Annotated in this window: 13 protein-coding genes; 9 read left to right on the top strand and 4 right to left on the bottom strand. The window is 60.2% G+C overall.

What is annotated here, in order from left to right; genetic code table 11:
• Nucleotides 1-119: 119 nt before the first annotated feature.
• Nucleotides 120-1,340, top strand: coding sequence for a M20 family metallopeptidase (locus tag DXC67_RS06520; protein ID WP_117637783.1), 1,221 nt, complete (start codon nucleotides 120-122; stop codon nucleotides 1,338-1,340).
• Between the two features lie 40 nt (nucleotides 1,341-1,380).
• Nucleotides 1,381-2,070, top strand: a complete 690-nt coding sequence (locus DXC67_RS06515) for a DUF1015 family protein (RefSeq protein ID WP_117637782.1) — start codon at nucleotides 1,381-1,383, stop codon at nucleotides 2,068-2,070.
• A gap of 129 nt (nucleotides 2,071-2,199) precedes the next feature.
• Here DXC67_RS06515 and DXC67_RS06510 read toward each other — a convergent pair whose 3' ends face one another.
• From DXC67_RS06510 to DXC67_RS06500, 3 genes are all read right to left on the bottom strand, one after another.
• A complete protein-coding gene (locus tag DXC67_RS06510; RefSeq protein ID WP_117563979.1) occupies nucleotides 2,200-2,835 on the bottom strand; it encodes a histidine phosphatase family protein in 636 nt (211 codons plus the stop codon).
• A 17-nt stretch (nucleotides 2,836-2,852) separates the two neighbouring features.
• On the bottom strand, nucleotides 2,853-3,395 hold the full coding sequence (locus DXC67_RS06505; protein ID WP_055252053.1) for a histidine phosphatase family protein: 543 nt from the start codon (nucleotides 3,393-3,395) through the stop codon (nucleotides 2,853-2,855).
• An 82-nt stretch (nucleotides 3,396-3,477) separates the two neighbouring features.
• On the bottom strand, nucleotides 3,478-4,149 hold the full coding sequence (locus DXC67_RS06500; RefSeq protein ID WP_199410655.1) for a nitroreductase family protein: 672 nt from the start codon (nucleotides 4,147-4,149) through the stop codon (nucleotides 3,478-3,480).
• 235 nt (nucleotides 4,150-4,384) lie between these two features.
• Between DXC67_RS06500 and DXC67_RS06495 the strand changes: the two genes are divergently transcribed.
• Nucleotides 4,385-4,987, top strand: a complete 603-nt coding sequence (locus tag DXC67_RS06495) for an HdeD family acid-resistance protein (protein WP_117637781.1) — start codon at nucleotides 4,385-4,387, stop codon at nucleotides 4,985-4,987.
• Nucleotides 4,988-5,470: a DUF188 domain-containing protein gene (locus DXC67_RS06490; RefSeq protein ID WP_006235439.1), complete on the top strand. Its 483-nt coding sequence runs from the start codon at nucleotides 4,988-4,990 to the stop codon at nucleotides 5,468-5,470.
• Nucleotides 5,471-5,635: 165 nt separating this feature from the next.
• Here the strand turns inward: DXC67_RS06490 and DXC67_RS06485 are convergent, their stop codons facing one another.
• Nucleotides 5,636-6,724, bottom strand: coding sequence for a putative manganese transporter (locus DXC67_RS06485; RefSeq protein ID WP_055252059.1), 1,089 nt, complete (start codon nucleotides 6,722-6,724; stop codon nucleotides 5,636-5,638).
• 171 nt (nucleotides 6,725-6,895) lie between these two features.
• Between DXC67_RS06485 and DXC67_RS06480 the strand changes: the two genes are divergently transcribed.
• The 5 genes from DXC67_RS06480 to DXC67_RS06460 all read left to right on the top strand — a co-directional run bounded on the left by DXC67_RS06480 (nucleotide 6,896) and on the right by DXC67_RS06460 (nucleotide 12,714).
• Nucleotides 6,896-7,864 carry a DNA polymerase III subunit epsilon gene (locus DXC67_RS06480; RefSeq protein WP_089572078.1) on the top strand — a complete coding sequence of 323 codons (969 nt, stop codon included), beginning with the start codon at nucleotides 6,896-6,898 and terminating at the stop codon, nucleotides 7,862-7,864.
• Between the two features lie 639 nt (nucleotides 7,865-8,503).
• The gene (locus tag DXC67_RS06475; RefSeq protein WP_118094647.1) at nucleotides 8,504-9,625 is read left to right on the top strand and encodes a hypothetical protein; all 1,122 of its coding nucleotides are present in this window, start codon (nucleotides 8,504-8,506) and stop codon (nucleotides 9,623-9,625) included.
• A gap of 389 nt (nucleotides 9,626-10,014) precedes the next feature.
• Nucleotides 10,015-10,380: a helix-turn-helix transcriptional regulator gene (locus DXC67_RS06470; RefSeq protein ID WP_117637779.1), complete on the top strand. Its 366-nt coding sequence runs from the start codon at nucleotides 10,015-10,017 to the stop codon at nucleotides 10,378-10,380.
• A 63-nt stretch (nucleotides 10,381-10,443) separates the two neighbouring features.
• Nucleotides 10,444-10,662, top strand: a complete 219-nt coding sequence (locus DXC67_RS06465) for a cation transporter (RefSeq protein WP_089572082.1) — start codon at nucleotides 10,444-10,446, stop codon at nucleotides 10,660-10,662.
• A gap of 99 nt (nucleotides 10,663-10,761) precedes the next feature.
• Nucleotides 10,762-12,714, top strand: coding sequence for a heavy metal translocating P-type ATPase (locus tag DXC67_RS06460; protein ID WP_199410653.1), 1,953 nt, complete (start codon nucleotides 10,762-10,764; stop codon nucleotides 12,712-12,714).
• The last annotated feature ends 95 nt before the right edge of the window (nucleotides 12,715-12,809 follow it).

Below are 12,809 nucleotides of genomic sequence, written 5' to 3'. Positions count from 1 at the left end.
GCCCAGACGACAAACGCGATGGCTCGGCCTGCGAACGGTAAATACTGCTACTTGCACGTCGTGAATCTCTCGGGAGGCTTACAATCGGTTTGGAAAGCAAACTGATTGTGAGGTTGCATATGGTTGATGAGGACTTTGCCTGGCGGCTTGCGCAGGACCTTGTAAAGATTGACAGCTCAGACCCCGGCGCATATGAGGGCGAGATTGAGCACTTCATTAAGAGGCTCATTGAGCAGCAGCTAGCGCAGCTTGATAGTCCTGCGCTCGATGCTGTGCGGATTGAGGAGCTCGAAGTGCTCCCCGGGCGCCGCAACCTTATGATTACCGTGCCGGACGCGAGCGACGAGGCGCGGCTCGTCTACATCTGCCACATGGATACCGTCACCCTGGGAGATGGCTGGGACGCAGACATACCGCCGCTCGGGGCGACCGTGCGGGACGACAAGCTCTATGGCCGCGGCGCCTGCGACATGAAGGGCGGTCTGGCCTGCGCCATTGCCGCACTTATTCACACGTTTGAGCGTATTGCGGCGAAGGGCGCACTTCCCCACCGCGGCTTTTCGCTCATTTGCTCGGTTGACGAGGAGGACTTTATGCGCGGCTCCGAGGCGGCCATCGACGCCGACTGGGTCGGCTCGCGCGAATGGGTGCTGGATACCGAGCCCACCGACGGACAGATTCAGGTGGCGCACAAGGGGCGCACGTGGTTCGAGATCGACATGGCCGGCGTCACAGCGCATGCGAGCCAGCCGTGGAAGGGCGCCGACGCCGTCGCCGCCATGGCCGAGGTCGTCTGTGCGCTGCGCCGTGCGTTCGCGGCGCTGCCCGTACATGATGACCTGGGGCCTTCGACCGTCACATTTGGACAGATCGAGGGCGGCTATCGCCCCTATGTCGTGCCCGACCACGCCAAGGTCTGGGTCGACATGCGCCTGACCCCGCCGACCGATACGGCCGCCGCAATCAATATGGTCGAGCATGCCATCGCCGTCGCCGAAGCCGCCGTTCCCGGTTGCCATGGCAGCTACACCGTGACGGGCGACCGCCCCGCCATCGAGCGCGACCCGAACTCTCCCCTTCTAGCAGCGCTCAAGCGTGCCGCCGATGACGTGACGGACGCGGACACGACCGTCGGCTTCTTTACCGGCTACACCGACACCGCCGTCATTGCCGGCAAGACAGGTAACCGCAATTGCATGAGCTACGGTCCCGGGTCGCTCGCGCTCGCGCACAAGCCCAACGAATATGTGCCCCACGCCGACATCGTTCGTTGTCAGCAGGTGCTAATCGCGCTCGCCGATAACGTGCTCTGGGACGCGAGCGGCCAAGTTGGGGCATAATAAGCCGCGAACAAACCGACTCGTGCGTTAGGACCGCCCCATGAAAGCACTTCCGTTTCCCTGCATCCGCCCGGCTCAGGACCGCGTGCTCGAGGCACTGCCTGCAATGGGCAGCATCCTGAGCGGCAACGATGCTCTGCGCGGAGCCATTGCCGATGGTCTGATGCTCAAGGATCCAGGCGCGGCGTATTACGTGTACGAATGCTCGGGTGAGCCGGGACGCGTGACGGGTGTCGTGGCGATTTGCCCGGTTAACGTGCTGACGGGCGGCGACGAGGCTGCCGCCGAGAGCATCGACGCACTCGCCACCGCGCGCGCGATCGCCGAGCTCAAGGTGCAGCCGCGCCCCGTGTCGCTCGCCTACGAGGCGTCGCCCGTCATGGATATCATTTTGAGCGCTGCCAAAGAGGGCGCATCGCTCTACGCCGTCACCGATCCCGCGGGCGTCACACATCGCGTGTGGGAGGTCAAGCGCGAGGACGCCGTTGCCGCCATCCGTGCCATGCTCGATCAGGCGCCCGACCCGGTGTTCGCCGGTGACTCCGCCTATGTCGCCGCACTGGCTGGGGCATCGCAGATTCTGGCCGACGAGGCCCGCGCTGCCGGCGCCTACTCTGGCAAAGAGCCGTTCAACTTTGCTGTAGCCGTGCTGTTCCCCGCCGCGCAGGTCAGCGGCAGCGCGCCGCAGGTTCCGACGGGTCTGCTCACTCACCAGGTCTCACGGTTCTAGCGAACTCAAACGCTAAGCTGGAAAACCCAGCATCCAAACAAACAAGGGGCGGAGATGCAGCAAACGCATGCACCTCCGCCCTTTTCGCATCAAACAATTACGCCGGTAAACCGGGCCGCAACGTCAGCGTCATCCACGCTGCGGACCTGCCGCCGCCACGAGCGGCTCTAGCCCCAGCTCGCGCGCGTAGTCTTCCTGCGTAAAGACTTCGACCAGTTCAAACGTATCGGCCGCATCGTCAAACGCAAAATGCAGCACTGAGCAGTTGCCCGGCACGCGTTCGCGCTCGTCGGCCGCCGCGCCCCGCACGTGGTCCAAAAACTCCTTGATAGCTGAGCCATGACTTACCGCGAGCACGCACGTATGGTCCGGACGCTGCATAAGATCGGTCAGCGTCGCCACCATGCGCGTGCGCACCTGGATCTGGCCCTCGCCGCCAAATTGACGATAGAAATCGCGCCACGGGCGCTCGGGCATGAGCATCACGCGCTCGGCCTCAAAGTCGCCAAAGAACCACTCACGCAGGCCGTCCAGGCGCTCGTACGCCAAGCCCGGCCACAAGTTGGCGATAGTCTGCTCGGTGCGATGAAGCGTGGAGGTGTAGGCATGATCGGGCTCAATGCCGCGCGCACGTAAAAACATGCCGGCGCGCGCCGCCTGGTCGCAACCCAACTGCGTAAGCGGCGAATCACTCCACCCCTGAATGATACGCTTAAGGTTGAATATCGTCTGTCCATGACGGACCAGATACAGATCTTTATTCATAGGGGTCCTTTCGTTCGTTACCAACCCAAAAGCGAAAACGCCCCGTCGCAATAGCCAAAATGAAGCACGGCACCGTTGTCGGGCAGCTCTCCCCCGCCAGTCACATACTCAAGAAACTCCTGGCAGGCTGAGCCATGGGAAACCGCCAGCACGCAGTCGTGCTGCGGCCTGGCCATAATACGGGACAGCGCCGCGACCATGCGCGACTGAAGCTGCACTTCCGACTCGCCGCCAAAGGCAACAGGATAATCGCCCCAGGGCTGCGGCGGCATCTCGCGATTTGATGTGCCCTCCAGCGAGCCAAAATGCCACTCACGCAGGTCATCGACCAGCTCAATGGAACGGCCCTCGCCAACGATAAGCTCGGCCGTATGCCGCGCCCGGCCTAACGGCGAGGAATACACATGATCAAAGGCCACGCCACGCGCCGCAAACGCCGTACGCGCCGTCAGCGCCTGCTCGCGCCCGCGCGCCGTAAGCGGCGAATCGTGCCAGCCCTGCAAAATGCTCTGCACATTGAGCTCAGTCTGCCCATGCCGCACCAAATACAGATCTGCCACACACCCTCCCCTCGTACCACCACAAAGGGGACGGGTACCTTTGTGGTGGTTTACCGCCGGATCACACCGCGGTGACACTCAACTACACCAGCACGTCGGCGAGCGAACGCTTGGGTACGTGGTGCACCCGCGCCTCGTCGCGCCAATAATTGATGGAGCCGTCGGGATTGGAATCGATCGCATCGATCACCTGTGTCTCGGCCGGAACGCCAAACGCCATGATCAGCTTGAGCTCATACTTGTCGTTATCGAGCCCCATGGCATCGATCGCGCGGGGCGTAAAGGCCTTGAACATGCAGGCTGACACCTCGGGCGTGGCGCTGCGGGCGGCGAGCATCATCGTCTGCGCGGCAATGCCCGTGTCGACCTCGGTAATGGGAGCGGCAGGCTTGCCCGGAACGGCGCGCTCGGCCAAAATCGCGATATAGCCGGTCGGGCGCTCGCCCTCGGCAGGACCCGGCCAGTCCTTAAGCGCGCCGGCCCATGCAAGCTCATCAAATACGCGCGCGCAGTCCTCGGCACCGCTCACCACATGAAAACGCAGACGCTGAGCATTGGCGCCGCAGGGAGCCAGGTGCGCCAGTTCCGCCAGCTCAAGCAAAAACTCGCGCGGCACGCGCATGGACTCGTCAAAGCGACGGCACGTACGGGCACGACGGACCAGCGCATCAAACGCTTCCAGACCGAGCTTTTCGCAACCTTGCTTTGCCATCGATTCGACACTCGACGGTGCCTCGGGAACTGCTTCGTTCATAGGGACCCCCAATACAAGCCAATTGTCCTTAGGAAAATCTAACCTAAAACGTGGGCAATAACGAACAGGGCTGCAATGTTCTACACCTGTTGAATAGAAAATCGCGACGTGGGGAACAACGGAAACAATTCGGGACCTTTGGGTTACGTTTCGCCCTCCCCGACCCATACGCTAGCGCCTTTAAGCGTTACTGGTTGTAACGATCAAGGCTTACGCCGCACGGAAAGGAGACATTATGGGCATCTTTAAGAACGATGACCAAAAATCGAGCCAGTTTGGATTTGACGAGAAAAGCATGGCAGGCAAGGCCGTCAAGGCCGTGCGCTGGATTTACGCCATCACGGGCGTCTTGGCGCTCGTCGCCGGCATCGCACTGCTGTTTGCGCCCGCCAAATCCCTCGTCTTCCTGACGACCGTCTTGGGCATCTACTTTGTGATCACGGCCGCGATCAGGCTGTTTACCGCTGTTTTCGAGCCGCTGCTGCCCACCGGCTGGCGCGTTACGAGCATCATCTCCAACCTGCTCATCATTCTGGGCGGCGTCATAATCCTGCGCAACCAGGCCTACTCGACCGCGACGCTCACCACGATGGTGGTTATCGTGGCCGGCTTTGGCTGGATTGTCGAAGGTGTCATGTCCATTCTGGAGTCCGAGCTTTCGTCCAACCGCGCCCTCGCCATCCTGAGCGGCGCACTTTCCATCATCGCCGGCATGTTCGTGTTTATCTATCCGCTGTGGTCGGCCAAGATGCTCGTCATCTTTAGCGGCGCCGCGCTGCTGGTGTTTGGCGTAACGCTGATTGTTCGCGCTATTCAATTTGGCAAACTGGTGCACTAGATGCCGCGAACGCTCTTTATTGATGCCGACGCCTGCCCGGTCACGCGCGAGTCGATTGACTGCGCGCGGCGGGCGGGCGTCGCCGTTGTTATCGCCGGCAACAGCACGCAAAACCTGGAACGGCACATTCGCCGCGACGACCCGCGCGATGCCGAGCACGCGCGACGCGGCTTTTGGGTCACGACGCTCGACGTGAGCGTGGGCGCCGACAGCGCCGACTTTGCCATTGTCGAACGCCTGCAGGCGGGCGACGTGGTCGTGACGCAGGACATTGGCTTGGCGAGCATGGTGCTCGGGCGCGATGCCGCCGCTATCGGTGTGCGCGGGCGCGTCTACGACAAAGCAACCATCGACATGCAGCTGTTTATTCGCCACGAGGAAAAGAAGGTGCGCCGCGCCGGCGGACGCACTCGCGGGCCGGCGGCATTTACCAGCGAAGACCGCGCCCGCTTTAAACGCAACCTCACCGAGCTGCTGCGCTAACCAAGGTAGATTTTTGGGACATGTCCGGAAATCTACCTTTTTGTTTTGAGCGGTGTGAGCGCTCGGAATCCATGGCTCAACAAAAAACGGGCTTCAAAATGCCATGCGTCGCCGCATTGCGCAGGCGCTGAGCATGGCTATTTGAAGCCCATTTTTTAGGCCCACTTAGAGGCCAACGGCGGAGAGGATGAGGCCCCAGCCAGCGCCGATGACGTACATCATGATCAGGAACACGGCATTTTCGCGGGCGCTGCGGTTGGTGCGGAACAGCACCAGATAACCCACGCCGGCGGAAATGAGCGTGCCGGCGAGCATCGGCGCCAGTTGCAGCGCGCCTTCCAGATACAGCTGTGTAATGACCACGCTCGCCGAGCAATTGGGAATCAGCCCGACAAGCGCCGAACCCAGGACAGCGAGTGTCTCGTTGCCGCGCAGGAACTGCTCGATCGCGGACTCGCCGAACGTCTCGAGCACGGCGACCAGAATCAGCGTCACCAGAAAAATGAATACCGAGACCTGCACGGTGTGCGAGATCGCACTGCGGATGATCGACAGGACAGGCGTCCCTTCGTGGGAGTGAGAGTGACCGTGACCATCATGGTGTTCATGTTCGCCCTCATGACCGTGATCGTGGCCATGTCCGTGTTCGTGCTCGTCCTCGTCTTCATCACAACCGCAATGGTCGCGCTCGCACAGCTCGTGGATGTGGTCGGCGCTCACGCCTGCCTCGGCCACCTCGTCGATGATGTCACCGCCGCTGTGGTCGTCGTGCGCGCAGTTCACGTGGGCCGGGTTGGCCGCGGTTCCCAGCACGGTACGGCGAATCGCCGCGTGCGCGCGGGCGTTACGGCGCAGGCCGCGAATGGCAGCGTCCACGATAAAACCCGTGACCAGTGCGATCAGCGCTTTCGAAGCCAAAAGCATCGCCATAGTCTGCACGGGAACCTGCTCGGCAAGCAACAGCGGCAGCATCTCATCGGAGGTCGAAAGGAACACCGCCACCAACGTGCCCAAGGTCACGACACGGCCGGCGTACAGCGTTGCTGCCATGGCCGAAAATCCGCACTGCGGCACCATGCCCAGCAGCGAGCCAACCACGGGACCCGCAGCGCCGGCGCGCTTGATAGCGCCGTTGACGCGGTCGCCCGCAACGTGCTCAAGTGTCTCGAGAGCAAGATACGTCACCAACAAAAACGGCACCAGCGACAGCGTGTCCTTGCCGGCGTCGAGCAGAATATCAATCAGTAAATCCATGACGGATGGAACCTTTCGTGTCTTTCGGCAGCATTGTAAAAGTCCTAGCGGTCAACTAGGGTATTGTAGTTGTCCCGGGCGCGGTGCCAATAGTTGCCTATGGTAAACTATCATCTCGCCATAACTCAGTAACCTCGAGCCGCACAACGCGGCCCGTCCAAGGAGTAGCATATGAACGTATCGCAAGCACTCGAATACGAGCGCCAGCCGTTTATCCCCATGTTTATCTACGGCGACCACGGCGCCATGGAGTCCGAGCGCCAGAAGGGCGAGGAGGCCCTCAAGGTGCTCGAGACCGAGTACTTTACCGCCGAGGGCGACCCCGGCTTCGACTTTGCCACCGTGCGCGACCTGGCCGACCGCAACCGCGACCTGTGCGACCAGATTGGCGAGGCGCGTCTGCGCAACGTGACGCCCGCGACGCTCTCGCGCGGCCTGTCCGATGCCGACACCTGCGCCGCCATCGGCAAGATGCAAAAGCGCACCGCCGCGTCCGTTATGCGCGAAATCCGCGGCGACCGCGACGCGCTCGGCGTGGCCTACGCCCGCAAGCCCATCCAGGGCACCGTGCTCGGTATCGACATCGAGACCACCGGCCGTGCACCCGAGCGCGGCTATATCATCAACGTGGGCTGGGAGATCATGGAGCTCACCAGCGACGCCGTCCCGCATGACGCCGAGGCACACTACTGCGGCCTGCCCGACATCTACCGCGGCGAAGATGTGCCGCTGTCGAATATCCACCACATCACCTGGGACGACATCGACGGCAAAAAGCCGTTCCGCGAGAACAAAGAGCTGCAAAAGCAGCTGCTCAAGCTTATGAAGAAGTACCCGTACATGGCACACAACGCCGCCTTTGAGGACAGCTGGTTCAAGATCCACCTGGACGGCTACGCCGAGGCACGCCGCGCCGGCAAGATCATCGTCATCGACTCGCGCCAGATCTGCCGCAGCCTGGACGCCGACGTGCGCTCGCTCCCCCGCGAGTCCGCCCCAGCCGCGCTCGAGAACTGGGCGCGCCGCCGTGGAACCCTCGCCGCCGACGCCAACGAGCAGCACCTGGGCTTGGACGACACCGACCTCATGCTCCGCACCGTCCAAGCCGAGTTCAACCTCAAGAACCTATTCGCGAAATAACCGATCCATCTGCGGGAGCGCCTGCCAGGCACAGCGCAATCCGTCTGGGCACACCGGCACGCAGTAAACTAGGGCGCAGCCTTATGGCTGCACCCTAGTTTTCATCAAAACGAGCAAATACGCGTGCTTCACATAGTCGGCAGGTTGGCCCACCTACATTTTTCGAGTTGTTCGGCCAGCTGAACCACTAGTCAAGGCCCCTTGAACCGCAATCGAGCGCTATAGTCGCCCCAATTTCGCAACCAAGCCCTATAAATCTACCTGAATCAATTCGAATAGGACGTTGCGATCGCACCATTCGTATAGGATAAGGCCGAATAACTCAAATTATGTTGGTGAGGCATCTGAGCGGTCGGCAAAAACGCTTAGAAGCTACGAATCCGCAACTAAAGTTCACCAAAATGGGGCAGCCGACAGAAACCTCCCCAGCCGAAGCTGCCCCCCTCAATACGACAGCTCAAAAACCCACCGTTCGCAGAAGATAAGCCGCGCCCCAATACCGTTGCCCGAAGTTTCGAGCGTATATGGCGTCCGCTATGCCATCATGCGCGTATGGGAATCGTTCTGTCACATACCACGGCACGCGCTGTATACCAAACAGTCAACTCGCTCGCAAGCCACGCGACCGATCCCATATCTATGGAAAAGATCAAGGTGTCTGCGCCGACCACGTCCAACCTGGAAGCGGCGCGAGCATGGCTCAACAGAAAGAATGTCGATTCTGAAAGCATCCATGTGCTGACGTTTTCCAATAATGCCAAAAGGCACCGCAAGGGCTGCATCTGCCACTGCACGCGCTATACGTTTGATGCAGAAAGCTACCTAGAACTCGAGCCGAACGTCTACATCGTCGACATCAAGCTGTGCGCGTTAGAAGCAACAGCCGACCTCAACCTTTCGGAGCTCGTTGAGTATTACTTTGAAATCTGCGGCTCCTACGCGCTTGGAACGTCCGACGAAACTCAATATCGCGAGCGCCCAGCCCTAACCAGCGTTGAAGAGCTCAGAGCCTTCTTTTCAGAGGCATCGGGGTATCGTGGATCTAATAAAGCACTTAAGGCACTTTCTTATGTACGCGAAGGCTGTCGCTCCCCACTCGAAACGGCGTTTGTCATGATGCTGACAATGCCCAAGTCAATGGGTGGCTTAGCCATACGCGCTATCAAAACGGACTATCCGATCCCAGTCCCCAAAAGATACGCCGCCCTAACGCGACGGACGGTTTTCTACCTCGACGCGCTGCTCGAAAATTCGATGACCGATATCGAATACAACGGCTTTTACCACGACGAGCCCGAACAGCAATCAATTGACGAGGAACGCCGAAACACGCTGCGAAACATGGGATATGCCGTTATCACAGTTAGTCGTCATTCGTTTTTCAAGCAGTCCGCTTTTAGGCGGGTCATGGAAGCGATTCGCATTCGCGAGAAGATATGGCCCGGTCGACTCCCGGATAACTTCGCCATCCTGCAAGAAACTCTTCGTCAATTTGTCTTGCGGCGCTACTTCGAATACGGTCGCCGCGTCCTGGAGACACTCAAAGAAGAAGAGGCCGCCAAGCGCGAAATTGCAAGCCAATATCCGCAAGCTGATGACCCGAGCATCAACGATGTGCCAGAACCCGACGACATGCAACACGTCGGGGCCCTTGCTGAGGAAATCAATGGGCCTTGGGAATGCGACATGTTCGCAAAAATCGATGAAAACCGCACGGAAGACGACACGATTATTGATCTAATTGAGAATTCGCTCTTCTAAAGGCGATCTCTGCGGATGTCCACCTACATTTTTCGACTTATTCGGCCACCGATGTGCCAGATTGGCTGCAGCAATGCTCAATATAACTTTAGATAAAACTGATTCTGCAGGAACTCCCGTAGAGGAAGAACTGATTCTCGCGGTATTTAACACGATAAAGTACAAATATGAACAGTTCTAATGCTTCTCAAGGTGGCTTTCTTAGCATGCTGGCCGAACATCTCGAAATATGTTGGCGAGCATTGCGTCGATGTCTCCCAACCCGCAGAAAATCGCAGAGGCGGCAAGCAGTCATCGAAATTAACGTAAATAGTATTGACATATGAACATGCGCTCATATAATCGGAAGTAAGTTATATGAGCGCATGTTCATATGAAAGGATGTTGCAATGAGCAGCCACGCTGATGAAACAAAGACTGGCATCGAGGCCACCGAGCTGATCGTCCCCACCACCTGCTCGCCCGAGGACCTTCCCGACGAGGAGCTGTTGTACGACCTGGCCGACCTGTTCAAGGTCTTCAGCGACACCACACGCATCAAGATCCTCTATGCCCTCATGGGCCGCGAGCTCTGCGTGGCTGACATCGCCGAAGCGACCGCAACCTCGCAGTCGGCAGTATCGCACCAGCTGCGCACGCTTAAGCAGTCGCACCTGGTCAAGTTCCGCCGCGACGGCCGCAACATTCTCTACTCGCTCGCCGACGATCACGTCTACACCATGCTTAACCAGGGCATGAGCCATATCTGCGAATAGCAATCAACCACGGTATCAGCGCGGCCGGCACCCAGACCGCTAACACAGGGAAAGGAACCCACCATGAAAAAGCAGTTCAAGCTCGACGAGATCGATTGCGCCAACTGCGCGCGCGAGCTTCAGGACGAACTTGCCAAGCTCGAGGGCGTCAAGTCCGTTTCGGTCAACTTTATGACCCAGAAGCTGACGCTCGAGGCCGACGACGCCAAGTTCGACGAGGTCCTGGACCGCGTCGTTGAGTTCACCGCCGACGCCGAGCCGGACTGCGAGATCATTCTCTAACCCGCGCATACGTTGACCTGCGAGGCCGCGCTTGCCGCGGCCTTTGCTCGCGAAATTATATGAGCGAGTGTTCATAAACTCAAATGAGAGGTTTGAATCATGACAGCCGCCGATCCCAAAAAGAAAAAGAAGAAGCGCAAGAAGAAAGAGTCCCTTGAGCATAAGCGCAACCGCATCCTGGTAGCACTGGGCATTTTTGCCGTTGTTTATGCCCTCGACGAGCTCGGCGCCCTCACTATCGCATTTGGGGAGCCCGGCAACATCTACGCCAGCTTTGTGCTGTTCCTCGTGCCGTTTTTGATTGCCGGCTACGACGTACTGCAAAAGGCATTCAATAACATCCGCCGCGGCAAGGCCTTCGACGAGAGCTTCCTCATGGCCGTCGCGACCATCGGCGCGTTTGCCATGGTGCTCTTCCCCGACACCGACCCGCACATGGCCGAAGGTGCCGCTGTCATGCTGTTCTACCAGGTCGGCGAGTTGTTCCAGGCATACGCCGTGGGCAAGAGCCGCAAGTCGATCAGTGCCATGATGAACATCGCGCCCGACTACGCTAACGTCGAGCAAGCCGACGGCACACTCGAACAGGTCTTTCCCGATGACATCGCCGTCGGCACCGTGATCGTGGTCAAGCCCGGCGAGCGCGTGCCTATCGACGGCGTCATCGTCGAGGGCGAAACCCAGCTCGACACCGCCGCACTCACGGGCGAGTCGGTCCCCCGCCCGGCCAAGACCGGCGACGATATCATCAGCGGTTGCATCAACATGACGGGCCTCATCCACGTGCGCACCACCAAGCCCTTTGGCGAGTCAACCGTCGCGCGTGTTCTGGAGCTCGTGGAGAATGCCAGCGAAAAGAAGGCGCGCACCGAGAACTTCATCACGCGCTTTGCCCGCGTCTACACCCCCGCCGTCACTGGCGCTGCCGCGGTGCTCGCGCTTGGCGGCGGCCTGGTGACTGGCGCTTGGTCCGATTGGATCCTGCGCGGCCTGACCTTCCTGGTCGTCAGCTGCCCGTGCGCCCTCGTGATCAGCGTACCGTTGAGTTTCTTTGGCGGCATCGGCGGCGCGTCCAAGCTGGGCGTTCTCATCAAGGGCTCCAACTACCTCGAGACGCTCGCCGACGTGGACACCATCGTCTTCGACAAAACGGGCACCCTCACCAACGGCACGTTCTCAGTCGTCGCGGTGCACCCCGAGGCTGGCTATACCGAGCAGTCGCTGCTCGAAGTCGTAGCCCTTGCTGAGTCGTTCTCCGATCACCCCATCGCGCAGTCCGTGCGCGACGCCTACCAGGGCGAGGTCGACCCCAAGCGCGTGAGCGACTCCGCCAACGACGCGGGCCACGGCGTGACGGCAACCATCGACGGCAAGCACGTCGTCGTTGGCAACGCCAAGATGCTCGGCGCGGCCGGCGTTGAAGCACCGGACTGCGAGGTTGTCGGCACGATCCTCCACGTGCTCGTTGACGGCGTGTACGCCGGCCACATCGTGATTGCAGACACCGTTAAGGCCGATGCGGAGCAAACGATTCGCGACCTGCATGCCGCCGGTATCAACCGCACCGTCATGCTCACGGGCGACCGCGAGGAGGTTGCAGCGTCTGTGGCCAAGCAACTCGGTCTCGACGAGTTCCACGCGCAGCTCCTGCCGGGCGACAAGGTCGAGCGCGTTGAGGCACTACTCGCGGCCGAAAGTGGCAAGGGCAAGCTCGCCTTTGTCGGCGACGGTATCAACGACGCGCCTGTGCTTACGCGCGCCGATGTGGGCATTGCCATGGGCGCCATGGGCTCCGACGCCGCGATCGAGGCCGCCGACGTGGTGCTGATGGACGACAAGCCGTCCAACATTTCCCGCGCGATCCGCGTGGCGCGCAAGACCATGTCGATTGTTTGGCAGAACATAATCTTTGCGCTGGGCATTAAGCTGCTGATCCTTGTGCTGGCAGCGCTGGGTATCGCCAATATGTGGCTTGCCGTCTTTGGCGACGTAGGCGTGGCGATCATCGCCATCCTGAACGCCATGCGCGCGATGGGTGTCAAGAACCTGTAGCGCTCGTGGTCCCTCCGGCCGGGGCCGGGCTTGGTTTTGAAAACGTCCTCGCGCATGAGGCCCGTCTTTCCTGCTCCTGCGGAGCAACGGAAAGG

Source organism: Collinsella sp. TF07-1, from assembly GCF_003437235.1.
Taxonomy (GTDB): Bacteria; Actinomycetota; Coriobacteriia; order Coriobacteriales; family Coriobacteriaceae; genus Collinsella.
This window is presented reverse-complemented; position numbering and strand designations above follow the sequence as displayed.